This is a genomic window from Idiomarina sp. X4 (genome assembly GCF_002808045.1).
In the GTDB taxonomy this organism is placed as follows: Bacteria; Pseudomonadota; Gammaproteobacteria; order Enterobacterales; family Alteromonadaceae; genus Idiomarina.
On sequence record NZ_CP025000.1, the window covers coordinates 1,127,963 to 1,153,546 of the forward strand.

A 25,584-nucleotide genomic window follows, 5' to 3' on the forward strand; every position below is an offset into this window, starting at 1 on the left:
CGTCAGTTCACCTTCAATTTAAAGTCTTTCAGCTCGGTTCGGCGCGTTAAGTTATCATTTTTCTCTCGGTAAACAACAATGTTGTCCTCAATACGAACACCGCCGTAAGGACGAAATTCGTCCACGCGTTTCCAGTTTATCAGGTGCTTTTTATTGGAAGACGCCAACTTATTAAGCATCGGCTCAATAAAGTAAATACCAGGCTCTATGGTATAAACCTGCCTCGCTTCAACCGTACGAGTTGTCCGCAGCGTTAGCTGTCCTTTTGGTGAAGGGATTGGCGTGCCGCGTTCGTCGGCTTGGGCGGCACCGACATCATGGACTTGTAAGCCAAGCGGGTGCCCTAGCCCATGCGGGAAAAACACTGTAGTGATGCCATCTTCAACCATTTGATCAGGGCTGCAACGGACAAATCCGAAGGCAAATAATAGGTTCGCGATTTGCTCATGAGCAAGTGTATGCAAGTCCGGAAAGCTAACGCCCGGTTTTAGCTTATCTATCAGCGCTAAGGTAATTTGATCAATCGCCGCAATAAGCTCTTCGTATTCGTTGTGCTCATACGACCAGGTGCGGGATATGTCCGCCGCGTAGCCACAGACTTCTGCCCCTGCATCCACAAGCATTGACCGCAACGGGATTCTGTTAGCGGTAGCTAGCTGCCAGTGATGCAGGACGCTAGCGTTTTCATTCTGCCCAATAATATGGCCGTAAGGTACTTCATTCTGCCCCTGCCGGGTTTCTGACATATAGCTTAACAGGCACTCAAACTCCGAGGCGCCTTCAGCGAAACTCTCTGCTGCCGCAATATGTCCTCTTGCCGCTAGCGCGTTTGCTTCTTCCAGACACGCCAACTCATAGTCTGTTTTAAATAATCGATGATAATGAAAAAAATGCAAAACTGGGTCGGGGTTTATATTGTCAAAACCAAGCGCTTTAGCCACCTCTATATGTTCACCGATATAAGCGGCGTGCTTTTTGTCATAAGGTAAAAGGGTTTCAATAGCCTCTGGCGTTTTCAGGTGTTCCACGTGGAACGCCCGTGTCCAATCTTCAGACTCCACCGACTTGACCGTGTGCCAAAAGTCATCCGCTGCCAACAGAACCAATGTCGGCTTCGTCTTAGGCTGAACAATTACCCAAGCATTGGGCAATTGTGTTTCTGGGCACCAGGCTTTGAAATGAGGGTTAGCTCTGAAGGGATAATTCATGTCATCCAGAAACCAGCGCTTCTGCTGCCCCGAATGAATGGCCAATAACTCTAAGTTTTCGCGCTCTAACAAACGCTCTGCGCGTTTTTGCAAATCATCAATGTGGCTTTGAAACAACCGCCATAAACCGGCCGATGCGATCATATAGTCGTCCTATTCTGAACCAACAATTTTCATGTCTATCACGTCTTCAAATAAGTTATCTTCTTTACCACCCAGCATTCGATAAATTTGTTGATAACTTAATACCGCTTTGACGTAATCTCTGGTTTCATAATAGGGTATTGTTTCAATCCATGCATCTGCTTCCATCGGTTCTTCGGGCAACCACTCCCTAACACGGTAATAGCCCGCATTATAGCTTGCAGTGGCCAACAGCCAGTTATTCTCGAAGCGATGTTTTAAACGGCCTAAATAATACGTACCCAAGCGCACATTGACCGACGGGTTATTAAGACGACGCCAATTCGAATTACCATCAAGTTTTTTGGCGGTGCTCGGCAATATTTGCATGAGCCCGCGGGCGCCGGCACTTGAGTAAGCGTCATGCCGAAACGCACTTTCTCGGCGCGTAATAGCCAGAGCCCATTCTTCATCGATTCCTGCCGCTTGAGACGCCCGACTTAAAATTCCCTGATACGCAAGCGGGAAGCGAATACCCACGGCGTCAAAGTGCCCAATTTGCGCGAGTGTCCAAATGGCCTGATCGTGCCATCCCCACTCACTTGCTAAGTACGCAGCAACTTTTTGCTCTTCACCGTCAAGCTGTGTCAGTAAATGATTCCATTCGCGGCGTGCGTCCACCCATCGCTCTAATTGAATAAATTCATAGGCTCGCTGGACACTGGGATGACTTCGCACCTGCTCAAGCTGAACCACGCTGACTTCCAGCTTTTCCTGCTCTAAGCTGATTGGCTTTTGTAAACGAGCGGCGGAGAGAAAGCCATAGTAATGTCGTTCATCAGACAAGTCTTCATAAAGCTGTTGCGCCGCTAAGTCATTCCCCAGCTTTTCTTCGCTCCTGGCTAACCAGTAGCGCCACTGATTCCCCTGCTTTATGGCCATCGGCAACGCGTTGATAACCGCTTTTAAACCTTGAAAATCGTTGTCCTTTATATGAACGGCCAGTCGCCACTGCAATACTCGTTCGTTAAGGGCTTCCGGTGGAACCCGCGAATGCCATATTCGCGCTTCTGGGTGGTCGTCCAAGCTAAGAGCCACCGCAAACTCTTCGGCAATCTCTGCCAACTGCTCTTCGCTAAATGGGAGGCTGTCTTTCAGCTTGTCGTACGCTCTAAGAGCGATGTTTTCGTCCCGCCAAATCAACTTTTTTAAACCAAAGGTAGCGATTTCAGCTTCACGCGATGGATAACGACCTTTGAACCAACCTGAATCTTCTAATGCCGCGGGCGAATAGCGCACTTTATGATAAAACTCACCTAAATATTGCTGGAGTTCTGGTAACAGTCCCGTTAAGTAAGGAATTAGTGTTGCGTTGCCACTGGTGGCGGCCAACCGCAACCGTTCCCAAACCATCTCGTCCGTTCGCCCACCCAGCTCTGTCCACTCTTTTAAGATGGGATCACAAGCCTGAGGCAAAGAGAACCCATGCTGCCAAATCGCGTCGACTTGTCGCTTAAACGGGCCATCTTCAAGCCCTTCTTCACGGCGAGCATGAATAAACTGGCAACGATGCGTCAGCGTGCCTGGATGCCTGAAATCACGAATAAAGCGCTTGTTTTCACCTTCACTTGCCAAATAACTGAGCCAGGGCTGGCGTAACTGCCAGTCCAAAGGGGTGCCTTCGTAGGTTTTTAAAAACTGAAGCACTCTGTCTTCATTCGCCAAATAACCCACCTGCTCGAGCCGAGTTAGCTCTAGGTAAGGTTTTAACGGATAACCGTCTAATTCCTGAAGTAACTGCCGATATTCATTTAAGCGCCCTCTTTTGGCGGCATATTCCGCTTTTTTGAATAACTCGCGCTGCTGCTCTCGTTGTTCTGAGCCCATGATTTCTGTTACCGCAGGCTCTGCATGCGAGATCCCGCCTGCAGCAATTGCACAAGCGAGAATAAAAGGCCGACTGTAACGAATGATAAACGATTGCTTCTTCATTAATTCAAACGCATGTTTAAATAACCGTTGAAAAATTAGCGTATTCGCGCCAAACTCTCTCTACCTTAACCCAAAGCTATAACAGAATCAGTTTCTTTACAGCAACAAATTAATGGAAGTCGTGGGAGACCCAAGATGATCTATCAAGGTGAAAGCATTCGGGTCGATTTTATCGAACCAGGTTTCGCAGAATTACAATTTGATGCGAAAGGCTCGGTTAATAAATTCGACCAGGCAACATTAGAAGAATTCAGCGAAGCGCTGACAAAACTTAAAAATGCAGATGACCTGCGTGGCGTTATTGTCACCAGTAGCAAATCGACTTTTATTGTCGGTGCAGACATTACAGAGTTCTTGACACTGTTCTCTGATCAAGAAAAGACCCGCAGCTGGGTAGCAAAAGCATCACGCGTATTTGACCAATTGGAAGATTTGCCGGTACCTACCGTGGGTGCGGTGAAAGGTTTCGCATTAGGCGGCGGCTGTGAAGCCCTATTAGCCTGTGACTACCGTGTAGCGGACACGACAGCCACTATCGGCTTGCCAGAAGTCAAACTAGGCTTAATTCCTGGCTTCGGCGGCACAATGCGTCTACCGCGAGTGATTGGTCCAGACAACGCACTCGAATGGATTACCACCGGTAAAAACAACAAAGCAGAAGACGCGCTGAAAGTGGGTGCTGTCGATGCGGTTGTTGAACCAGAAAACCTGACAAAAGCGGCGTTGAATTTAGCGAAAGCTGCCGCTGCCGGTGAGCAAGACTGGAAAGCAAAACGTCAGCCTAAATTAGACCCATTAAAAGCGAACGACACCGAATTAATGATGACGTTGGTTACCGCGAAAGGTCTAATTGCGGCCAAAGCGGGTAAACACTACCCGGCGCCGCACAAGGCATTAGAAGCCATTGAAAATGGTGCTCGTGAACATCGCGAAGGCGCATTAAAAGCGGAAAATAACGCGTTCTTTGACTTAACCCAAACTGACGCTTGTCAGGCACAGGTTGGTATCTTCCTGGCAGATCAAGCCGTAAAAGGTAAGTCGAAGAAATACGCTAAAGCCGCAACGAAAGAAATTAAAACTGCCGGTGTATTAGGTGCAGGCATTATGGGCGGCGGAATCGCTTACCAGTCAGCGCTTAAAGGTGTTCCTGCTGTCATGAAAGACATTAAGCAAGACGCACTGGATCTGGGCATGAAAGAAGCGGGTAAGATCCTGAAAAAAGGCGTTGAGCGCGGCAAAGTAAATAACGAGAAGATGATTAAAGTCTTGTCGTCAATTACTCCGACCCTGCTGAATGAAGCAGTCAAAGACGTCGACATCGTTGTTGAAGCCGTTGTCGAGAATCCGAAAGTGAAAGGGTCGGTGCTGGCTGAAATTGAAGGTGTCATTGGTGACGACGCTATCTTAACGTCAAACACCTCAACCATTTCGATTACTGAACTGGCTAAAAACCTGAAACGCCCTGAAAAGTTCTGCGGTATGCACTTCTTCAACCCGGTACATAAAATGCCATTGGTTGAGATTATTCGTGGCGAAAAAACCTCAGACGAAACCGTTAATGCGGTAGTTGCCTACGCTTTGAAGTTGGGCAAAACACCTATCGTTGTTAACGACTGCCCAGGCTTCCTGGTAAACCGCGTACTCTTCCCTTACCTGGCAGGCTTTGCCGGTATGGTTGATGACGGCGTTGATTTTGTCGGTATCGACAAAGTGATGGAGAAACAGTTCGGTTGGCCTATGGGTCCTGCGTACTTAAGTGACGTTGTCGGTATTGATACCGCAGACCACTGCACCGTCGTTATGGAAGAAGGCTTCCCAACCCGTATGAAACGCGATACTTCAAGCGCCATTGCTAAGCTGGCGGCCGCTGAACGTTACGGTCAGAAAAACGGTAAAGGCTTCTACGTATACGGTACCGACAAAAAAGGTAAGCCAACCAAAGAAGCGGATCCGGCGACTTACGAATTACTTGGCTGTGAGCAAGGCAAAAAGCTGGACGCAGACGAAGTCATTGCTCGCTGCATGATCCCCATGGTGAACGAAGTCGTTCGCTGTCTGGAAGAAGACATTGTCGGCTCTGCTGCCGAAGCAGACATGGCATTACTTTACGGCTTAGGCTTCCCTCCATTCCGAGGCGGTCCATTCCGTTATCTGGAAACAGTGGGTATCGACAACTTTATTCAACTGGCTGACAAATACGCACACTTAGGCGAAATTTACCAAGTGACTGACGGCATGCGCGAAATGGCTAAAGCCGGTAAATCTTACTTTGACACAACCAGCGCGAAGTAAGGCTTGAGGAGGTTATTAAAATGAAAGACATCGTCATTGTAGATTGTATTCGTACGCCAATGGGGCGTTCAAAAAATGGTGTTTTCCGCCATACTCGCGCCGAAGACCTCTCAGCTGCGCTGATGAAGGGCTTACTTGAGCGTAACCCTGAGGTTGACGTTGAAGAGTTGGAAGACATTTACTGGGGTTGTGTGCAACAAACCTTAGAACAAGGTTTCAACATTGCGCGTAACTCAGCACTGATTGCAGGTATTCCGCATAAAGTAGCCGGCGTTACGGTTAACCGTCTGTGTGGCTCTTCAATGCAAGCACTGCACGACGCTGCACGCGCTATTATGAATGGCGACGGCGAAATCTTTATGGCCGGTGGTGTTGAGCACATGGGTCACGTGCCCATGACTCACGGCATCGACTTTCACCCGGGCATGAATAAGTCTGTAGCAAAAGCGTCAGGCAGCATGGGTATGACCGCTGAATTGTTGTCTCGCAAGTTCGGTATTACCCGTGAACAACAAGACAAATTCGGCGCGCGCTCTCATAAGAAAGCGCACGAAGCGACCGTGGAAGGCCGTTTTGCGAAAGAGATTTATCCAATTAACGGACACAACGCCGACGGTGAACTGGTACGTGTTACTGAAGATGAAGTGATTCGTCCGGAAACCACCGCAGAAGGCCTGTCACAGCTTCGCCCAGTGTTTGACCCTGCCAACGGTACGGTAACCGCTGGTACCTCGTCAGCCTTGTCTGACGGCGCTGCGGCCATGTTGGTTATGTCTGCTGACAAAGCCAAAGAACTGGGTCTCAAACCACGCGTTAAAATCCGTTCAATGGCTGTTGCAGGCTGCGATCCTTCCATCATGGGTTACGGACCAGTACCGGCAACCGAGAAAGCACTTAAACGTGCTGGTGTGTCTATTGACGACATTGACGTTGTTGAGTTGAACGAAGCCTTTGCCGCACAGTCATTGCCTGTTCTCAAAGGCTTGAAGCTGTTCGACAAAATGGAAGAAAAAGTGAACCTGAACGGCGGTGCTATCGCATTGGGTCACCCGTTAGGCTGTTCCGGCGCACGTATCTCAACGACGCTGATCAACCTGATGGAAGAGAAAGACGCGAAACTTGGCTTAGCAACCATGTGTATTGGTTTAGGTCAGGGTATTGCTACTGTCTTCGAACGCGTTTAAAAGAAACAGCAAAGTTAGGGCGGCTTAATACGACGCTCTCAGTAGAGGAGCCATTTGGTGGCTCCTCCGCTGTTAATTGACGTAGGGTACTCAGAAACTGTCTGCAGCCATGGATGGCTGCAGTCAAGCCCCCAGGGATGGGTTCACGGCGTGTTTCTGAGTACCCTGCGTTAAATAAAAGGAGGAGCTGCCAAATGGCTCCTCTCCCCCTCACCTCTTAAGCGCGAAAGTGTTAAACTCTCTGTTAATTCCACTTAATTTATTAAAGCTAATGACTCAAATTACCTGCGACAAAGAACTCGATACCCTTGGTCTTAAATGCCCGGAGCCCGTCATGCTGGTAAGAGCGGCTGTTCGTAAAATGAAAGTTGGTGAGGTGTTACTGATTATAGCGGACGACCCCGCAACAACCCGGGACATTCCGGGCTTTTGCGAGTTTATGGAGCATGAATTAGTGGGCTCTGAAACCGAAGATATGCCTTACCGCTACTGGGTTAGGAAGTCCCACTAAGAGCCTGACGTTTGGGTGTCAGGTTTTGTCTTTATTTAAATACATTTCCCAGAACTCAGCCTGACCAACATCGCCGAGCTCGTAAGGTTCAAAGCCGAAATTTTTGTACGCTTGCTTGGCTCGGTCGTTATTTTCCAGTACTTCCAGGGTCAGCTTCACGCAGCCACGAAATTCTGCCAACGTTTTCACTTCGTCCAGCAGTTTACGTGCAACTCCTTTACCCCTGTATTCCGGTATAACAGCTATGTCGTGAATGTTCATCAGCGGCTTAGCAGCGAACGTAGAGAAACCTTCCACACAGTTAGCAACGCCAACCGGAGTGTCACCGTCGTACGCCAGCAATGAAAAAACATGATCTCTTTTTGCCATCTCATCAATCAGGTTTTCTTTCACTTCTTCAGAAATACCTTCTCCGCCACCCATGGGATCTTTAGCATAGGCGTCAAGCATTGCGATAACCGCGCTGCGATGTTTGGGATTGCTGTAATCCGCTAATGTTATTTCAATCATTCTTCCTTCGCTCTTTTAACAACGTTTTACAACGTAAATTGCTTCATTTGCTGTACGACAGGTTCGTAACAATGACAGCTAACAACGTGGTCGTTAACCATACCAACTGCTTCCATAAAAGCATAGCAAATGGTGGGGCCAACGAACTTGAATCCTGCCTTTTTCAACGCTTTGGCCATTGCTCTGGAGGCTTCATTTTCGGTGGGAATTTGCGCTTGTGTCTTATAACTGTTGATAACGGGTTTTCCACCAACAAAAGACCACAGCCACCGACCAAAGTCTTCGCCTTGTTTTTCAAGCGTTAAATACGCTTCGGCGTTGGTAAATATCGCGTCAATTTTTTTCTTACTGCGAATAATATCACGATTGGTATAAAGCGCTTCCCGATGCTCGTCACTCATTGCCACAATAGCCTGTGGGTTAAAGTTTAAAAAGGCTTTTTCAAAACCCGCTTGTTTGCGCAAAATGGTTATCCAGCTAAGACCCGCTTGTTGGCCGTCCAGACACAACTTCGCAAAAAGTTCTTGCGCGTCTCGTACCGGCCTCCCCCAGACATTGTCATGATAAGCCCGATAGTCATCGGCCGATTCACACCACGAACACCGCTCTGGCTGATTATTTGTCATGCCATCCCCTATAACCAAGGCGCTTCAGAGGGTATAATCTACGCATATTTTTCGACCATCGGTCAACCACAAATAACAAAGCAGAGAACGCGTATGTCGAAATACGATGTAAAAACCTTTCAGGGGCTTATTCTAGCCTTACAAGATTACTGGGCTCAGCAAGGCTGTGCCGTGGTTCAACCTCTGGATATGGAGGTGGGCGCCGGTACATTTCATCCAATGACCTTTCTGCGTTCAATAGGGCCGGAGCCGGCTAGCTTCGCTTATGTACAGCCTTGTCGCCGCCCCACTGACGGACGCTACGGCGAGAACCCGAACCGTCTTCAGCATTACTATCAGTTTCAGGTCATTATGAAGCCTTCGCCAAAAGACATTCAGGCGCTTTATTTGGGCTCCTTAGAAATGCTCGGTTTTGACACTTTGACGCATGACATACGCTTTGTGGAAGACAACTGGGAGTCGCCAACGCTCGGTGCCTGGGGCTTAGGTTGGGAAGTTTGGTTGAACGGTATGGAAGTCACCCAATTTACTTACTTCCAGCAGGTTGGTGGGCTAGAGTGTCGTCCGGTTGCCGGTGAAATCACCTACGGTCTTGAGCGTTTAGCAATGTATATTCAGGGCGTGGACAGCATTTACGACTTAGTCTGGACAGACGGACCACGTGGCAAGATCTTATATCGCGATGTTTTTCATCAAAACGAAGTTGAGCAATCCACTTATAACTTCGAGTACGCTGATGTCGATGTGCTGTTTCAGCGTTTTGAAGACTGCGAAAAAGAATGCGAATTGCTGATAGAAAAAGCCCTGCCTCTACCCGCTTATGAGCAGGTAATGCGCGCATCACATGCGTTCAACTTGTTAGACGCCCGACACGCCATATCCGTAACCGAAAGGCAGCGTTATATATTGCGAGTGCGAACCATGGCTAAGGCAGTTGCTGAAACTTATTATCAGGCACGGGAAGCGTTAGGCTTCCCTATGGCCGACAAGAAAGCCGAAGACTAAGGAGAGCATAGCTGTGAATAAAGACAACCTACTGATTGAATTAGGCACGGAAGAGCTTCCTCCAAAGGCTTTGAAAGCATTACGTGACAGTTTTAAGTCGGGCATACAAGCAAGTTTGGAATCGGCTGAACTCTCTTTCGAAAGCATTGAAGCTTATGCAACACCACGTCGTTTAGCGGTGCTAGTAGAGCAAGTTGAGACAGAACAACAAGACAAAGTTGTTGAAAAACGAGGTCCCGCTGTAAACGTTGCTTTTGACGATGCAGGAAAGCCAACCAAGGCAGCAGAAGGATGGGCCCGCTCTAATGGTATTACGGTTGAGCAAGCGGATCGTTTAACAACGGACAAAGGCGAATGGTTGCTGCATAAGGCGACGGTTAAAGGCCAGTCTTTAATGCAGTTAACGCAAGGGTTCATAGAGTCTGCAATTAAGACACTACCTATTCCTAAACCCATGCGCTGGGGAGACAGTACAGCTCAATTTATTCGTCCGGTACATACATTGACCGTCATGCTTGGCAGCGAGCTAATCGATGCCGAAGTACTGGAGACAAAAAGCGCTCGATTTATTCAAGGGCACCGTTTCCATTCACCGGAAGGTTTCGAGCTCGATCACGTCGACAACTACTTAAATAAGCTGCGTGAAGCGAAAGTGATCGCTAACTTCGAAGAGCGTATTGATATTATCCAGTCCGAAGTCACACGCTTAGCAAACGAGCTTGGTGGTCGCGTCATTCAAGACGATGATTTAGTCGAAGAAGTTGCTGCATTAGTCGAGTGGCCAGTTGCTTTAACCGCGAGTTTTGATAAAGGCTTTTTGGACGTACCTAAAGAGCCGCTTATTGTCACCATGAAAGACGACCAACGTTACTTCCCGGTCGAGGACAATAACGGCGAGTTACGTCCTCAATTCATATTCATTACCAATATAGAAAGCCGCGATCCGCAGCAAATCATTCATGGTAATGAGAAAGTTATTCGCCCTCGCCTGGCAGACGCTCAGTTCTTCTTTGAGTCCGACAAGAAGCAAACGCTTGAATCACGAATTGCCAAACTCGATTCTGTCCTTTTCCAGAAGCAACTTGGCAGTATTGGCGACAAAGCTCGTCGCATTGCTGAATTGGCAGAAAAAATTGCGTCGCTTCTTAAAGCTGACGCTCAAGCAACTAAGCGCGCCGGTCTGCTGTGTAAGGCTGACTTAGTTTCCGACATGGTCTCAGAATTCCCTGAAACACAAGGCGTTATGGGAAAACATTACGCGCTTAATGATGGCGAAACAGCCAGTGTTGCAGAGGCTATAGAGCAACACTATTGGCCTCGTTTCTCAGGGGACCATTTACCTCAAAGCAAAGAAGCATGCGCTGTTGCGCTTGCGGATAAGCTAGATACTCTGGTCGGTATTTTCGGTATTGGCCAAGTGCCTAAAGGTGACCGCGACCCATTCGCTCTGCGCCGAGCTGCGCTTGGGCTATTACGCACATTGGTCGAGCGTGACTTACCACTCGACTTAAATGAGCTTTTAGCGGCCTCTGCCGAAGGTTTTGGAGATAAGCTATCTAACCAAGCGGTTAAAGGGGATGTCTTCGACTTCCTACTCGGACGTTTCCGCCCATGGTATCAAGAGCAAGGCATTTCCGTTGACGTCATTCAGGCGGTGCTTGCTCGCTCACCGTCAAAACCGGTTGATTTCGACAAGCGCGTTAAAGCCGTTGAAGCATTTAAATCGCTGGATTCAGCAGAGAGTTTAGCTGCCGCAAATAAGCGCGTAGGTAACATACTGGCGAAATCCAAGGAATCAATAGACGGTCAGGTTCAACCAAGCCTGTTACAAGAAGCGCCTGAAAAAGCCTTGTATCAGTTGTTAGACGAAACAGAGAAAACTGTTAAGCCGCTCATTCAGGACGGTAACTACACCGATGCCCTGACGCAACTGTCTAACCTGAAAGAGCCTGTAGATGAATTCTTTGAGCACGTTATGGTGAACGCTGAAAAGGATGATATTAGGCTTAACCGCCTGAACTTACTGTACCGTTTACGACAACTGTTCTTAGAAATAGCGGATATTTCATTACTGCAATAACCGTTTAGAAGATAGAGAAAAAGGCGGCTCCGGAAACGGTAGCCGCCTTTTTTATATCAAAAGTAACAGACTAAACGTCTAAGTTTGCTACTTTCAGTGCATTAGATTCAATAAATGCTCGGCGTGGCTCAACTTCATCACCCATAAGGGTCGTAAACAACTGATCCGCTCCTATCGCATCTTCAATCGTTACCTGAAGCATACGACGCGTTTCTGGATCCATGGTGGTTTCCCAAAGTTGGTCTGGGTTCATCTCTCCCAAACCTTTATAACGCTGTACGTACAAACCACGTTTAGACTCGCTAATTAACCACTCAACCGCATCTACAAAGTGATCGATTGGTTGCTTCTTATCGCCACGAAGTACATAGCCGCCCTCTTCAACCAGCGAGTCAATTTCTTCGCCGAGCGTTACGATTTGCTCGTAATCTTTCGACATTAAAAACTCGTAGTTTAGTGGGTAGTCGGTATCGACACCGTGCTGACGAATCGTGGTTGTTGGCAGCCACATTTGACGCTCTTCGTCTTCATGCAATGACATCTTGTAGCTGGCTGAATCCACTTCACGAGCAGTTAAATCATCATTAAGTGTCTTAACCCAACCTTCCATATAGCTTTTGTCTTTTAAGCGCTCGTCAGTCAAACGAGGCGCATAGAATAGACGCTGAAGGAACTTCTCAGGCATACGACGGCTTAAACGCTTAATATTTTCTTGCGCCATCTGATAACCATTTACTAGGTTTTCCAAACGCTCGCCCGATATGCCTGGTGCTGTCTCATTGACGTGCAAGGAAGCATTATCCAGCGCTAGACTAGTTAAGTAACGAATAAGTGCTGGGTCATCTTTTATGTAGACTTCCTGTTTACCCTTTTTCACTTTATAAAGCGGAGGCTGCGCAATATAAATATAGCCACGCTCGATAATCTCAGGCATTTGACGATAGAAGAACGTCAACAGCAGCGTACGAATGTGAGAACCATCGACGTCGGCATCGGTCATGATAATGATGCGATGGTAACGCGTTTTATCCGGATCGTACTCGTCGCGACCAATACCACAGCCCATTGCTGTTATTAGCGTCCCAACTTCTGCAGAAGATAGCATCTTGTCGAACCGCGCTTTTTCAACGTTCAGGATTTTACCTTTAAGCGGCAGTATTGCCTGATTCTTACGGTTACGCCCCTGCTTCGCAGAACCACCTGCCGAGTCACCCTCCACAATATAAAGTTCAGAAAGTGCCGGGTCTTTTTCCTGACAGTCAGCTAATTTCCCGGGCAAGCCAGCGATATCTAACGCGCCTTTACGACGTGTCATTTCGCGGGCTTTTCGTGCCGCTTCACGTGCTCTGGCCGCATCAATAATTTTATTAATAATGAGTTTTGATTCAGTTGGATTTTCTAACAGGTAGTCTGCCAACTGTTCATTCATTGCTTGCTCAACCGCTGATTTCACCTCAGAAGACACGAGTTTGTCTTTCGTTTGTGATGAAAACTTAGGGTCTGGTACTTTCACAGAAATAATAGCTGTCAAACCCTCGCGAGCATCATCGCCAGTCGCCGATGTCTTTGTCTTCTTGGTGAAGCCTTCCTTTTCCATGTAAGCATTCAACGTACGCGTCAATGCTGCACGGAAACCCGCTAAGTGAGTACCACCGTCTCGCTGAGGAATGTTATTCGTAAAGCAGTAAATATTTTCCTGGAATGAATCATTCCATTGCATGCTTACTTCTACCGATATGCCATCTTCTCTTTCTGCAGCAAAATGGAAGGCCTTTTCATGGATAGGCGTTTTATTCTGATTCAGATAATTAACAAACGCAGCAATACCACCTTCGTATTTAAAGAGGTCTTCTCGGTCATCACGCTCATCACGCAAACGGATACCTACCCCAGAGTTTAGGAAGGAAAGTTCACGTAAGCGCTTAGCTAAAATGTCGTAATGAAAAACAGTATCACTAAAGGTTTCACCGCTCGGCCAGAAACGTAGCTCTGTACCAGTCGAGTCAGTTTCACCGACAGGGGTAACATCACTTTCCGGCTCACCCATGTGGTAAGTTTGCTCATACACTTTGCCTTGGCGACGTATTGTTAGTTGTAGCTTTTCCGACAAAGCGTTAACAACAGAAACACCAACGCCGTGCAAACCACCGGATACTTTATAAGAGTTATCGTCAAATTTACCGCCGGCGTGTAACACCGTCATAATAACCTGAGCCGCCGACACACCCTCTTCTTCGTGAATGTCGACAGGAATTCCACGGCCATCATCTTTTACTGACACGGAACCGTCAGAATGAATGGTGACGAGAATTTCTGAGCAGTGACCAGCCAAAGCCTCATCAATAGAGTTATCGACAACCTCAAAAACCATGTGATGCAGACCCGTACCGTCGTCCGTATCGCCGATATACATCCCTGGACGTTTACGAACTGCATCCAATCCTTTAAGGACCTTAATACTCGATGAACCGTAGTTATTTTCTTCCATAGTTATTATCTCGATATCATTCGTTTATTGCCCCATGTTCCACGTGGAACATTTTGGGCGATTTTTGAAATTTATCCGACAACTGCTTACCAGTAATCGCTGTGACAAATACTTGCGCATCTAGTTGTTCAAGCTGTTGGCAAAACAATCGTTGATTATCTGCATCCAGCTCGGATGTCAGATCATCAACCAAATAGACACAGGACTCATTTTTCATCGACTGAAAGTGTTTTCCCTGCGCTAATTTCAATGCTGAAACCAGCACCTTTAACTGGCCGCGCGACAAACGATGTTTTACATCAACTCCATCGGCCAAAATTTTAATATCCGCTTTATGCGGACCTACCGATGTAAAGCCGTATTTCTTATCTTTGTCTGTATGGCTTTCTAAGGCCGAAAAAAGTGACTGGGTACTATCCCACCCTTTTTTAAGTCGAACCTCGATTGTAACATTTGAGAGGAAAGATTTCGCTAATTCTTGTATATAATCCGCCAGTTCTTTCAAATAATTTTCACGGCTAACCGTAATAAGTTCGCCATAATGCGAGAGCTGCTCAACCCAATATCTATCCTGATTTGCAGAGGCCGAGTATTGCTTTAATAAACTGTTTCTTTGTTTCAGTATCTGAGTGTACGACACCCAATTTCGATAAAACGAATGTTCCACGTGGAACACTCCCCAATCTAAAAATTGTCGCCGTAAACTTGGTCCTTCTAAAAGAATGTCTACAGACTCAGGCGTCAACAGTTGAACGGGGACTAAGCGAGCCACCTCTGACATTTTTGTTGCGTTTGTATTATCCAGTCGCAGCGTTTGCTCACCCGCGGTTGTCCTTCTAACGCCAATGGAGTGATTTTCTGTACGACAGAAAATCGTAAATTGCTCAGCGCTTTCATTAATAAGCTGCCGAAATCCACCAGGTCGAAAAGACCGCCCAAAACCCAATAAGTAAATTGCTTCTAAAAGACTCGTTTTACCAGACCCATTACTGCCGGTAATTAAATTGATATGTCTATCAGGAGAGATGGCCACTTCCTGGAAGTTTCGGAAGTGGCTTAAATTGAGCGAGTTTATAAACATCTAGGCAGATATTACAAACGCATTGGCATGATAACGTAACAGCAAGATTCGTCATGTTGAGGCTCTATTAACGCACTGCTATTAGAGTCCGATAGTGTGAAAGACACCTGCTCTTCATCAATATTATTCATCACATCAAGCAAATAGCTGACGTTGAAACCTATCTCCAAGTCCTCACCTTGGTAGTCGACTTCAATAATCTCTTCAGCTTGCTCTTGCTCTGGGTTGGTTGCTGTGATGCAAAGCTCGCCCGAGCTCAGGTTCAAACGAACCCCTCTAAATTTCTCGTTAGACAAGATTGAAGCACGACTGAATGCCTGCTTAAGTGTGTCTCTATCAGCAATAACAACTTTGTCGCCGCCGCTCGGAAGCACACGCCGATAATCAGGGAAGCGCCCATCAACCAATTTACTGGTAAACATGAGCTCAGGTGTTTCTACACGAATATGATTATTGCCAATAGATACCGTTACTTCGTGTTCATCTTCACCCAATAAACGAAGCAATTCCACCACCCCTTTCCTCGGCACAATCACCTGGCGCTGAGTTAAGCCCGGTTGGTCAATAGCGCAGGTGCTCATGGCCAAACGGTGTCCATCAGTAGCGACTGAGCGAAGCATGCCGCTGTCGGTCTCAAACAACATACCATTTAAGTAATAGCGAACATCTTGGTTTGCCATGGAGAAATGCGTTTTCTCCATTAAGTCTTTCAAAATGCCCTGCTCTGTTACGAGCTGAATATCGCTTTTCCAATCATCAATATTAGGAAAGTCATCCGCAGAAAGTGTACTCAGCTTAAATTTGCTTCGACCGGATTTTACAGTGGCGCTGTCACCCTCAGCGGTAAACTCAATCACTGAACCATCGGGCAAACTACGGACAATATCGACTAATTTCTTTGCCGGCACGGTTACCGATGCGTCCATATCAGCCGATTCCAATCCGACTGACGACACTAGCTCAACTTCTAAATCCGTGCCAGTCAGCTTCAACTGACCGTTTTCAACCTGCAACAATAAATTGGCAAGAATTGGTAACGTGTGACGTCTTTCTACTGCGCCACTCACTACCTGAAGCGGCTTTAAAAACGCATCGCGATTAATAGAAAATTTCATGACTCATTCCCCTGTAATGACGACATGCTTAAGACGACAACGTCCGTATTAAATTACGATAATCTTCTTTTATGTCGTTCTGAGCATCTTTTAATTCTTGTATTTTTCGACACGCATGGAGCACCGTTGTGTGATCCCGACCACCGAACGCGTCCCCTATTTCCGGTAAACTATGATTGGTCAATTCTTTAGCTAAGGCCATTGCCAATTGCCGTGGTCTTGCCACCGAGCGGCTACGACGCTTTGACAAAATATCAGCCAATTTGATGTTGTAATACTCGGCTACCGTCTTCTGAATATTATCAATAGTAACGAGTTTTTCCTGCGCCGCTATCAAATCGCGTAGGGCTTCGCGTACAAAGTCGATGGTTATTGGACGGCCAGTAAGTTGGACGTTAGCAACCACCCGGTTCAATGCACCTTCAAGTTCCCGAACGTTTGAACGCAACCGTTTAGCAATAAAAAACGCCACTTCGTGCGGCATATTCAAACCACGCTCTTCAGCTTTACGCATCAGAATTGCGACTCGCGTCTCCAATTCCGGTGGTTCAATAGCAATGGTCAAGCCCCAACCAAAACGCGACTTTAAGCGATCTTCTACCCCTTCTATTTCCTTCGGGTAATGGTCGCTGGTCATGATGATTTGCTGATTACCTTCCAACAAAGCGTTAAAGGTGTGGAAAAACTCCTCCTGCGACCCTTTCTTATTCGCAAAAAACTGAATGTCATCAATTAGCAAAGCATCGACCGACCGATAATAACGCTTAAATTCGTTCGTTGAACTGTTTCTAATGGAGTTAACCATGTCCTGAACAAAACGCTCTGCTCTAATATAGAACACTTTGGCGCCCTTTTTGTGCGCCATAATGCCATTACCAACAGCATGTAATAAGTGCGTCTTACCAAGACCCGTACCACCATAAACAAATAACGGGTTATAAACACCACCAGGGTTTTCAGCCACCTGTATTGCCGCTGCTCGCGCTAACTGGTTCGACTTACCTTCAACGAAATTATCAAAGGTGTATTCTGGATGGATATTGCTTTCGAATTCCTCTGATGACTCGTTACTGCTACCGGAAAATCCAGTTGCCTTTTTGCGAACAGCCGCGGCACGCTTTTGCACCGACGCTACGGAAGAGGAGCGGCCATTGGAAACTTCACCTACTTTCAAAACAACATTCGGTGCTGTTTCACCATTGCACAGGTTTGAAAGGTAGTCATTAATGGTTTTTAAGTACTTGTCGCGCACCCAGTCAACCGAATAGATGTTCGGAGCAAATAAGGTTAGCGTGTCACCGTTTTGTTCGGCTTGAAGTGGTCTGATCCACGTGTTGAACTGCTGTAACGGAAGTTCCGATTGCAGTCGCTCTGCACATTGTTGCCAAAGCGAATTATTCACACTCTTCTCCTGGATCGTTTATTTATTATAGTATCCAACGATTGTACTTCAGTCATTCTTTTTCCGCCAGTCAAAAACACGCGAAAACAGCATAAATAAAGGACTTTTTTATTTTACAGCAAGGCATAAATTTGGCTCATATTTTGCTTTGAAAGCATCTATTCTAAAAATAGTAAAAATATAAAAAGTGTATAAGTTAAAAATTATCCACATACTGTAAAAAAATACAGATAGAATTGTGGATGACGCCAACTTTCAAAAATCACTAAAAAGCCAACGAAAAAGACCAATAAATACACGCATAGTCGTTGACTAGTCGAGAAAAGATCGGTAAGATCCGCGCTCTAAAAAATTCCCGTCACGTTTGGTTTCAACTTATTCGGCCAGCGTGGGAACTAGCAAACTGACCGATGGAAGATTAGTTATGAAAAGAACATTTCAACCAAGCGTACTAAAGCGCAAGCGCTCTCACGGTTTCCGTGCTCGCATGGCAACTAAAAACGGCCGTAAAGTATTGGCTCGCCGCCGTGCTCGTGGTCGTAAAGTATTGAGTGCTTAATAGTACCTCATACGGACGGGAGTTACGTCTGCTAACTCCCTCTGACTTTCAGACTGTTTTCTCAAATCCCCCTGTAAAAGCTGTTACCTCTCACATTACTATGTTGGCAACGCCCAACACGAAAGGCCATCCACGCATCGGCGTCACTATTAGTAAGAAACGCGCCAAACGCGCTGTTGATCGTAATCGTATCAAACGCCAAATGCGCGAGACTTTTCGCTTAAGCCAACATAAACTACCGGGTTTCGACATTGTTATTATTGCCAAGCCAGGTATCGTTGAGCAAGATAACGCAGCTTTAAGGGATACGTTGAATTATTTATGGCGAAAATTAGCAAAGCGTTGCGTGCAATACCAATCGCGCTAATCAAAATTTACCAATGGGTCATAAGTCCGTTACTTGGACCGCGTTGTCGATTTTATCCGTCATGTTCACATTACGCCTGTGAGGCAATTGAAAAACACGGTACAATCCGTGGAGTTTTTCTTGCCACCAAGCGAATCGGTAAATGCCACCCCGGTCACCCGGGCGGTTACGACCCCGTCCCTCCTTGCGAGCAAGAACAAAAAGCTAACGCTGAAAATAACAGTCAATCATTAACGAAACAGCCAACAGAGACGAAATCACTATGAATTCGCCACGTTCGATATTATTTATTGCCTTTTTAGTGGTGTCATTTTTCCTTTACCAAAATTGGGTTGTGGAATCGGCACCAGGTACAACGGCTCCAACAAATTCTGAATCTACGCAGCAGCAACCCGCTGACAGCGCAGGATCAACCGACGTTCCAAGTGGTTCAGTTGCTGCATCCAGTGATGTTCCTGAAACCGAAAGTGTTTCGAAGACTTTGAGCGCGACCACTATTCACGTGGAAACCGATGTACTTGATGTACAAATCGATACGCGTGGCGGCGATATTGTTTCTGCAAAACTGCTGGAGTTTGCAAAGGAACTCGACTCTGACGAGCGTTTTCAGCTACTGCAAAACAAGTCAAATGCCGTTTATGTGGCTCAGTCTGGCTTAATTGGTGCTGACGGCATTGATAACAAAAACGGCCGAGCTGTTTATAGCTACGAAAAGACGGAGTATTCCTCTACTTCAGAGAAAGTTGAAGTGCCTCTCACTTATACCAGTGAGACCGGCGTGGTATACCGTAAAATATTCACGTTTACACCCGGTCACTACGACGTTGATGTTCGCTTCGAAATTGAAAACAACACTGCGGAAACTTTAAGCACTCAGTTTTATGGTCAGTTAAAACGCTCAATGGGCACCGGCGAAAGTGGCAGCATGATAATGCCCACTTATTTCGGTGCGGCGTATTCTCATGATGACGACAAGTTTGAGAAATATGACTTCGAAGATATGCAAGATAAGCGCTTGGATGTCACTTCTCAAACGGGTTGGGTCGGTATGCTGGAACATTACTTTGTTTCTGCCTGGATACCCACGCAACAACAAACCAATCGTTTATTTTCGCGAGTAGCGAATGGTTCCCAAGCGATTATCGGTGTGGTTTACCCAGCCACTCAGGTGAATCCGAACAGCACAGAAACCATTGAATCAAAGGTCTATTTAGGCCCGAAAGACCAAGACTCAATGGCCCAGTTAGTCGAACACCTGGATTTGACCGTCGACTACGGTTTCCTATGGTGGCTAGCACAGCCTATTTTCAAATTACTTCAGTTCTTACAAAGCATTGTCATTAACTGGGGTCTGGCTATTATCTTAACGACCGTTATCGTCAAAGCGCTGTTATTCCCGCTGACCAAGGCACAATACGTGTCTATGGCTAAAATGCGTATGTTGCAGCCGAAAATGACTGAACTTCGGGAACGTTACAGCGGTGACCGCCAGAAACTGTCTCAGGAAATGATGAAGCTGTACAAAACAGAAAAGGTGAACCCACTCGGTGGTTGTTTGCCAATGCTGTTACAGTTACCTATCTTCCTGGCGCTTTACTGGGTACTTCTGGAAAGCGTCGAATTGCGCCATTCAGAATTTATTTTCTGGATCCAGGACTTGTCGACTAAAGACCCCTACTACATATTGCCTATACTGATGGGTGCAAGTATGTTCCTGATGCAACGTCTGCAGCCAACGCCGGCCACAGACCCTATGCAACAGAAACTGTTCCAGTATATGCCGGTTATCTTTACCGTGTTCTTCCTGTGGTTCCCATCAGGCCTAGTACTATACTGGTTAGTCAGTAACTTAATTACCATTGCACAAATGCTGATTATCTACCGTGGGCTAGAGAAAAAAGGCATGATGGTAAGAGGTAATAAGAAGAAATAAGCATGATAGACAGCAACATGGACGATACCTTTAGCGATGACACCATAGTCGCTCAAGCGACACCACCCGGTCGCGGTGGTGTTGGTATTGTCCGTGTTAGCGGTTCGGCTGCCACCCAGGTCGCCGAACAGCTATTAGGCCACTGCCCAAAACCTCGTAAAGCAGAATACCTTCCCTTTTATGACAGTAACAACGAGTTACTGGACGAGGGTATAGCGCTGTTTTTCAAAGGTCCTAACTCCTTTACCGGTGAAGATGTATTAGAACTTCAGGGACACGGCGGCCCAGTATTAATCGACATGATCATAAAAGCCATACTGGAAATGCCGGGTATACGTCCTGCACGCCCAGGCGAATTCAGCGAACGCGCTTTTATGAACGACAAACTCGATTTAACGCAGGCAGAAGCCATCGCCGACCTTATCGATACCAACTCGGAACAAGCCGCAAAAGCTGCATTACAAAGTTTAAAAGGCGAATTCTCTCACCGGGTTGATCAACTCGTTGATGCCGTTATTCATCTACGCATGTACGTTGAAGCGGCTATCGACTTTCCCGACGAAGAAATTGACTTTTTAAGTGACGGTAAAGTCGCAACCGATTTGGCGGACATTATCGACCAACTGTTCCATATAGAACAGGAAGCTAAGCAAGGCACACTCATGCGTGAGGGTATGCGTATTGTGATTGCGGGTCGCCCCAATGCCGGTAAATCGAGCTTACTTAACGCACTCGCCGGACGAGAGTCGGCCATTGTCACAGAAATTGCAGGCACCACTCGCGACGTATTACGTGAACACATTCAAATAGACGGCATGCCGTTACACATTATTGATACCGCGGGTTTACGCGAAAGCCCGGATCAAGTTGAGCAGATAGGCATTGAGCGAGCCTGGGACGAAATTCGCCAGGCTGACCGGGTACTCTTTATGGTCGATAGTCAGGAAACCTCGGCGATACACCCAGACGATATTTGGTCGGAATTTTTCGCTCAACTACCCGATGACATGCCTTACACCGTTATTCGTAACAAAGTTGACTTGTCAGAAGAGCCAACGGGAATCGATGAACATAACGGCATTCCTGTCGTTCATTTGTCTGCGAAAACAGGCCACGGTATAGAGTTATTGCGTGAACACCTGAAGCATTGTGTTGGCTATAATGCGACCTCAGAAGGCAGCTTTATGGCCCGCCGTCGCCACTTAGATGCGCTTGCCAAAGCGAAAACGCATTTGCTACAAGGTCAGGAGCAACTTGAAGCCAATATGGCCGGTGAAATACTCGCAGAAGAGCTACGTTTAACACAGCAACACCTGAACGAAATAACCGGTGAATTCACTTCTGATGACCTATTGGGCCAAATTTTCGGATCGTTCTGCATCGGCAAATAAACACACCGACAATTAAGGACTCTGTTTGAAAGACAAGTTAGCGCAATGGGGGTTTGACTACGTCCGTTTACGGTTTGGCTTTCGAACCGGCGTTGCAGCCTGTCTGTCTCTTCTTTTTGCCTGGACGTTAGGCCTGGAGCACCCTCAGTGGTCCGCTATGACGGTTTGGGCAGTATCGCAACCTACTCGTGGTCTTCTTGTAGAAAAAGCCGCATACCGAGCGCTAGGCACTTTGCTTGGCACATTATTTGGAATGGTGCTGGTGGTGACTTCCGGCGGCGATATTTTTTGGTTAGTCACTGGCCTTACACTTTGGGTCACTTTGTGTGTCTACACTGGCAACCTTCTGCACGGATTAGTTTCTTACGGCACTATTTTAGCGGGCTACTCGGCCTCTATGGTAGTTTTGCTGACTCAAAGTCCAGATGCGCTTATTCCCCTAGGAATTGACCGACTACTCACCGTTTTTGTCGGAATTATCTGTTCATTGATTATTGGTTTTCTATTCACTTATAAACGTGCAGAACAGACCATAATTAATGAATTACGTCGATATACTGCAGCCAATCTCTATGAGTTGAGCCAAGCTTTCTCATCGCCGGAAAAGACCCAAATTCAATTGGATAAAAAGCTGTCAGAACTTGCTCACCTGGAGTCGCAACTGCTTGATCACGGCACTGGCTCCGTCAGTGCTCACGATTCAGCCAAAACCATTCGTCAGGTTATCAATGCCCAACTTGGTTTTATTGCCGAGCTGCAGATACAAGGCTTTGAAGAAAACACAGAAGTAAGTACACACTTACATGAAGCGTCAAATAGAATAAAAGCATCCGTACATCGAAAAGATATTTTAAGCGCATTAAATAATGCCTTAAAAGCCATGACCAACGGTGCTGTTAAACGCCGCTTTAAAGAGTTTATCGACGCAACCGAAGAACGTTTATCATTCAAAGACACCGGAAAAACGGCAAATTCGACACTGCTTTCTACAACTCTGTTGCACAGAGATTGGCGCGGCGCGCGTCACTCTGCGATTAGAACTTTCATTATACTCGCCATAATTGGTACGTTGTGGTGGTACACCCACTGGTTTCAAATGGCTTATTTAATGCTGGGCGCGTCGGTTATGTTGACCCTGTTTTCAACCGCCGATAACCCTGCACTCACCATGAAATACGTATTTTTCGGGCAAAGTGTCGGCGCACTAACTGCCATACTGATTCAAGCGGGTATTTGGCAGTTCAGTCATTCTGTTTTTTGGATGCTAATAGCGATTATGCCGATTATTCTAATGGGTGGTTTCCCCATGTCCCATCAAAAAACGGCCAATGGCAGCATGGATTTTAACTTAGTTTTTTTACTGCTCATGCAACCGACCGTGCCCTATATATTCAATTTGAGCCACTCAATAACCATTGCATTAGCAGTAATATCAGCGCCTCTTTTAGCAATGTTCGCTTATCGAATTATTTATCCAACCAGCTTGAAAAAGCGCTATAACCAACTGTTTGACTTACTGGAAAAGGAAATAGAAGAACTAAACCAAACATCACTTACTTTAAGCCAATACAAACGCCGCAAAGCGCGCTTTTACCATCGTATATTTAAGCTCACTCAATTGGCTGACAAACTCGCGATGAAAGACAAAACCCCTATTATCCAACAATTACTGGAAGGGCAAAGCCGCCTAAACGCCACTGGCTAGTTCGACTTTTTCAGTTCGTTTCATCCGTTTTATTGCCGCTTCTCTTTGGCAGGCAGATGAACGTGATTCATGTGGCTCGGACCAAAATAAACGAACCGGTCGACGGCTTTTCGTGTATTTAGCGCCTTTTTTGTCATCACCATTATGTTCCTCAACACGTCGTTTTAGATCCTTTGTAACGCCAGTGTAGTATGTATTGTCAGAGCACTTAAGAATGTAAACAAACCAAGACATGACTTGAACTCTTTGGTAATCAACCTCAGATAACAGTGTACCAAGAGAGGCATATGAGACCCAGAAGGATTCCATTATGAGCAGACATTTCGATGAAGCAAAAGGTTTATCTGAAAACCATGACCCGGCGACACATGATTTTGTGTTCAACCAAACCATGTTTCGGATTAAAGACCCGGAGCGCACGTTAAAATTCTACAGCGATGTACTGGGCATGACATTAGTAAAACGCCTGGACTTCCCGGAAATGAAGTTTACGCTGTATTTCATGGCGTCTATGTCGCCGGAGGAACGCAGTGACTGGTCAACAGACCACGATAAGCGCATTGAGCAAACCTTTGGTCGCCCGGCCATGTTGGAATTGACTCACAACTGGGGCGATGAAAACGACGATTCTGTCTCTTACCACAGCGGTAACGAAGAGCCTAAAGGTTTTGGCCATATTGGCTTCGCCGTACCAGATATTGACGCCGCCTGTGAACGTTTTGAAGAAATGGGTGTGGAATTTCAGAAGCGTCCAAATGACGGTAATATGAAAGGTATCGCCTTTATTAAAGATCCTGATGGTTACTGGATTGAAATTTTTACACCAAAGCGTCAGCCTGAATTACTCAAAGAACATCTTTAATATAAAAAGCCAGTTCAGAACGCTCTCACGTTTTTGAACTGGCTCTTTTAATACATTCGTCACCTATTCAGATAACATACCTTTCACTTTAGCTTCTAAAGACGTCATGCCATGCGCTTTACCAATCGCAATTGCATCATCAACAGACATCCCGTCTAACCAACCTGCACGTAATGCCATCAGTGCACCGACCCGGTTGCTTGATGCACAATGAACCAATACGTTCTTGTCACTGTTTTTCAGCAATATACGGTCAACCATACGAGCATTTGCCAGCGTCACACCGTCAGCACCGTTGACCGGAACATGGTAATACGCCATCCCGTTTTTAGTCACAACAGCCGCTTCATTACTGTCTTTCATTTCTCTTTGAGACAGCAAATTAATAACCACTTCACCGCCATTTTGAGAAAATTCAGACAATTGCTGATCTGACGGCGTACCCATCACCCAAAGGTGATCTGACACTTGTTTAGGCGATTCAATACCCGCATAAGCATTCATTGAAACTAAAACGGTGCTGACAAGTACTAATACTGTAGCAAAACCTTTTACCATAATTGTTCTCCTGTATGATTCGTATTTTTCTAATATAGCAAAGGTAACTCGAAATATGGCTGTTTTACACATATTGGTAGGCACAACCTCCGGTAATACCGAATTTTTAGCGGACACCATAAGCGATGAACTCACAGAAAAAGGGTTCGAAACCGAGCTTCATTACGAACCGGAATTAGAAGCCTTACCAACCTCAGAACCCTGGTTAGTACTTCTATCAAGTCATGGCGCTGGTGACTACGCTGATTCAATGCTCGATTTTTACGATGAAATAACCGCTCCGCAAACGCCGGACTTAAGCGATCTTAATTACGCCGTTATTGCTATTGGTGAATCGTCTTATGACACTTTTTGTCAGGCAGGTCGTCATTGTGACGAACGTTTGCAGGAACTTGGGGGGACACGAATGTTAGAGCGATTGGAAATCGACATGCTTCAGGACGATCCAGAACAAAAAGCGTCGCAGTGGATCCCGTCAATGGCTGATGCATTAAAGGCTCTGTGATCATACCCACAGGCTTTTACACAGCTTTATTCAGCTGTGATTAAGATAGGAATAAGATCACCTGAGCACTGTCTACGGAATGGGTAT

General features: G+C 46.3%; 23 protein-coding genes. 13 read left to right on the forward strand and 10 right to left on the reverse strand.

Features of this window, described 5'->3' with window-relative positions; genetic code table 11:
• Positions 1 to 2: 2 nt before the first annotated feature.
• Both pepQ and CWC33_RS05440 read right to left on the reverse strand, forming a co-directional pair.
• A complete protein-coding gene (gene pepQ, locus CWC33_RS05435; RefSeq protein WP_100691111.1) occupies positions 3 to 1,352 on the reverse strand; it encodes a Xaa-Pro dipeptidase in 1,350 nt (449 codons plus the stop codon).
• A gap of 9 nt (positions 1,353 to 1,361) precedes the next feature.
• Positions 1,362 to 3,323 (reverse strand): transglycosylase SLT domain-containing protein, encoded by a 1,962-nt coding sequence (locus tag CWC33_RS05440; protein WP_100691112.1) that lies wholly within the window; start codon positions 3,321 to 3,323, stop codon positions 1,362 to 1,364.
• A gap of 135 nt (positions 3,324 to 3,458) precedes the next feature.
• Here CWC33_RS05440 and fadB point away from each other — a divergent pair, with 135 nt between their 5' ends.
• From fadB to tusA, 3 genes are all read left to right on the forward strand, one after another.
• The gene (gene fadB / locus CWC33_RS05445) at positions 3,459 to 5,615 is read left to right on the forward strand and encodes a fatty acid oxidation complex subunit alpha FadB (RefSeq protein WP_100691113.1); all 2,157 of its coding nucleotides are present in this window, start codon (positions 3,459 to 3,461) and stop codon (positions 5,613 to 5,615) included.
• Between the two features lie 20 nt (positions 5,616 to 5,635).
• On the forward strand, positions 5,636 to 6,799 hold the full coding sequence (gene fadA, locus CWC33_RS05450; RefSeq protein ID WP_100691114.1) for an acetyl-CoA C-acyltransferase FadA: 1,164 nt from the start codon (positions 5,636 to 5,638) through the stop codon (positions 6,797 to 6,799).
• Between the two features lie 271 nt (positions 6,800 to 7,070).
• On the forward strand, positions 7,071 to 7,310 hold the full coding sequence (gene tusA / locus CWC33_RS05455; RefSeq protein ID WP_100692282.1) for a sulfurtransferase TusA: 240 nt from the start codon (positions 7,071 to 7,073) through the stop codon (positions 7,308 to 7,310).
• A gap of 18 nt (positions 7,311 to 7,328) precedes the next feature.
• Here the strand turns inward: tusA and CWC33_RS05460 are convergent, their stop codons facing one another.
• Positions 7,329 to 7,820 carry a GNAT family N-acetyltransferase gene (locus CWC33_RS05460; protein WP_100691115.1) on the reverse strand — a complete coding sequence of 164 codons (492 nt, stop codon included), beginning with the start codon at positions 7,818 to 7,820 and terminating at the stop codon, positions 7,329 to 7,331.
• Positions 7,821 to 7,846: 26 nt separating this feature from the next.
• Positions 7,847 to 8,446: a DNA-3-methyladenine glycosylase I gene (locus CWC33_RS05465; RefSeq protein WP_100691116.1), complete on the reverse strand. Its 600-nt coding sequence runs from the start codon at positions 8,444 to 8,446 to the stop codon at positions 7,847 to 7,849.
• A gap of 93 nt (positions 8,447 to 8,539) precedes the next feature.
• Between CWC33_RS05465 and glyQ the strand changes: the two genes are divergently transcribed.
• Together glyQ and glyS are read left to right on the forward strand one after the other, a co-directional pair.
• Positions 8,540 to 9,451 (forward strand): glycine--tRNA ligase subunit alpha, encoded by a 912-nt coding sequence (gene glyQ, locus CWC33_RS05470; RefSeq protein ID WP_100691117.1) that lies wholly within the window; start codon positions 8,540 to 8,542, stop codon positions 9,449 to 9,451.
• Between the two features lie 13 nt (positions 9,452 to 9,464).
• Positions 9,465 to 11,531 (forward strand): glycine--tRNA ligase subunit beta, encoded by a 2,067-nt coding sequence (gene glyS / locus CWC33_RS05475; protein WP_100691118.1) that lies wholly within the window; start codon positions 9,465 to 9,467, stop codon positions 11,529 to 11,531.
• 70 nt (positions 11,532 to 11,601) lie between these two features.
• On the opposite strand, the gene gyrB is transcribed toward glyS, so the two are convergent.
• Genes gyrB through dnaA form a run of 4 tightly spaced genes read right to left on the reverse strand, consistent with a single transcriptional unit; the run spans position 11,602 to position 17,617 of the window.
• Positions 11,602 to 14,019 carry a DNA topoisomerase (ATP-hydrolyzing) subunit B gene (gyrB, locus tag CWC33_RS05480; protein WP_100691119.1) on the reverse strand — a complete coding sequence of 806 codons (2,418 nt, stop codon included), beginning with the start codon at positions 14,017 to 14,019 and terminating at the stop codon, positions 11,602 to 11,604.
• A 16-nt stretch (positions 14,020 to 14,035) separates the two neighbouring features.
• The gene (recF, locus tag CWC33_RS05485; protein ID WP_232709853.1) at positions 14,036 to 15,052 is read right to left on the reverse strand and encodes a DNA replication/repair protein RecF; all 1,017 of its coding nucleotides are present in this window, start codon (positions 15,050 to 15,052) and stop codon (positions 14,036 to 14,038) included.
• A 59-nt stretch (positions 15,053 to 15,111) separates the two neighbouring features.
• Positions 15,112 to 16,215 carry a DNA polymerase III subunit beta gene (gene dnaN, locus CWC33_RS05490; protein ID WP_100691121.1) on the reverse strand — a complete coding sequence of 368 codons (1,104 nt, stop codon included), beginning with the start codon at positions 16,213 to 16,215 and terminating at the stop codon, positions 15,112 to 15,114.
• Positions 16,216 to 16,243: 28 nt separating this feature from the next.
• Positions 16,244 to 17,617, reverse strand: a complete 1,374-nt coding sequence (dnaA, locus tag CWC33_RS05495) for a chromosomal replication initiator protein DnaA (RefSeq protein ID WP_088767102.1) — start codon at positions 17,615 to 17,617, stop codon at positions 16,244 to 16,246.
• Between the two features lie 424 nt (positions 17,618 to 18,041).
• On the opposite strand from dnaA, the gene rpmH reads away from it, so the two are divergent.
• The 6 genes from rpmH to CWC33_RS05525 are packed head-to-tail and all read left to right on the forward strand — an operon-like array spanning position 18,042 to position 23,572.
• Positions 18,042 to 18,176, forward strand: coding sequence for a 50S ribosomal protein L34 (rpmH, locus tag CWC33_RS05500; RefSeq protein WP_011235863.1), 135 nt, complete (start codon positions 18,042 to 18,044; stop codon positions 18,174 to 18,176).
• The gene (gene rnpA, locus CWC33_RS05505; protein ID WP_088767103.1) at positions 18,169 to 18,543 is read left to right on the forward strand and encodes a ribonuclease P protein component; all 375 of its coding nucleotides are present in this window, start codon (positions 18,169 to 18,171) and stop codon (positions 18,541 to 18,543) included. The genes rpmH and rnpA overlap by 8 nt, the downstream gene beginning before the upstream one ends.
• Entirely contained in the window at positions 18,498 to 18,809 is a 312-nt protein-coding gene (yidD, locus tag CWC33_RS05510; RefSeq protein WP_100691122.1) for a membrane protein insertion efficiency factor YidD, read from the forward strand. Before rnpA ends, yidD begins: the two co-directional genes overlap by 46 nt.
• Entirely contained in the window at positions 18,806 to 20,476 is a 1,671-nt protein-coding gene (gene yidC / locus CWC33_RS05515) for a membrane protein insertase YidC (RefSeq protein WP_100691123.1), read from the forward strand. Before yidD ends, yidC begins: the two co-directional genes overlap by 4 nt.
• A gap of 17 nt (positions 20,477 to 20,493) precedes the next feature.
• Positions 20,494 to 21,867 (forward strand): tRNA uridine-5-carboxymethylaminomethyl(34) synthesis GTPase MnmE, encoded by a 1,374-nt coding sequence (gene mnmE, locus CWC33_RS05520; RefSeq protein WP_100692283.1) that lies wholly within the window; start codon positions 20,494 to 20,496, stop codon positions 21,865 to 21,867.
• A gap of 25 nt (positions 21,868 to 21,892) precedes the next feature.
• Positions 21,893 to 23,572, forward strand: a complete 1,680-nt coding sequence (locus CWC33_RS05525; RefSeq protein WP_100691124.1) for an FUSC family protein — start codon at positions 21,893 to 21,895, stop codon at positions 23,570 to 23,572.
• Here the strand turns inward: CWC33_RS05525 and CWC33_RS05530 are convergent.
• Positions 23,555 to 23,806 (reverse strand): GIY-YIG nuclease family protein, encoded by a 252-nt coding sequence (locus tag CWC33_RS05530; protein WP_100691125.1) that lies wholly within the window; start codon positions 23,804 to 23,806, stop codon positions 23,555 to 23,557. The two genes, CWC33_RS05525 and CWC33_RS05530, sit on opposite strands and share 18 nt — an antisense overlap.
• Before the next feature lie 76 nt (positions 23,807 to 23,882).
• On the opposite strand from CWC33_RS05530, the gene gloA reads away from it, so the two are divergent.
• The gene (gene gloA / locus CWC33_RS05535) at positions 23,883 to 24,434 is read left to right on the forward strand and encodes a lactoylglutathione lyase (protein ID WP_100691126.1); all 552 of its coding nucleotides are present in this window, start codon (positions 23,883 to 23,885) and stop codon (positions 24,432 to 24,434) included.
• Between the two features lie 63 nt (positions 24,435 to 24,497).
• Here gloA and CWC33_RS05540 read toward each other — a convergent pair whose 3' ends face one another.
• Positions 24,498 to 24,992: a beta-lactamase hydrolase domain-containing protein gene (locus tag CWC33_RS05540; protein WP_100691127.1), complete on the reverse strand. Its 495-nt coding sequence runs from the start codon at positions 24,990 to 24,992 to the stop codon at positions 24,498 to 24,500.
• 55 nt (positions 24,993 to 25,047) lie between these two features.
• Here CWC33_RS05540 and CWC33_RS05545 point away from each other — a divergent pair, with 55 nt between their 5' ends.
• Positions 25,048 to 25,497 carry a flavodoxin domain-containing protein gene (locus tag CWC33_RS05545; protein ID WP_100691128.1) on the forward strand — a complete coding sequence of 150 codons (450 nt, stop codon included), beginning with the start codon at positions 25,048 to 25,050 and terminating at the stop codon, positions 25,495 to 25,497.
• The last annotated feature ends 87 nt before the right edge of the window (positions 25,498 to 25,584 follow it).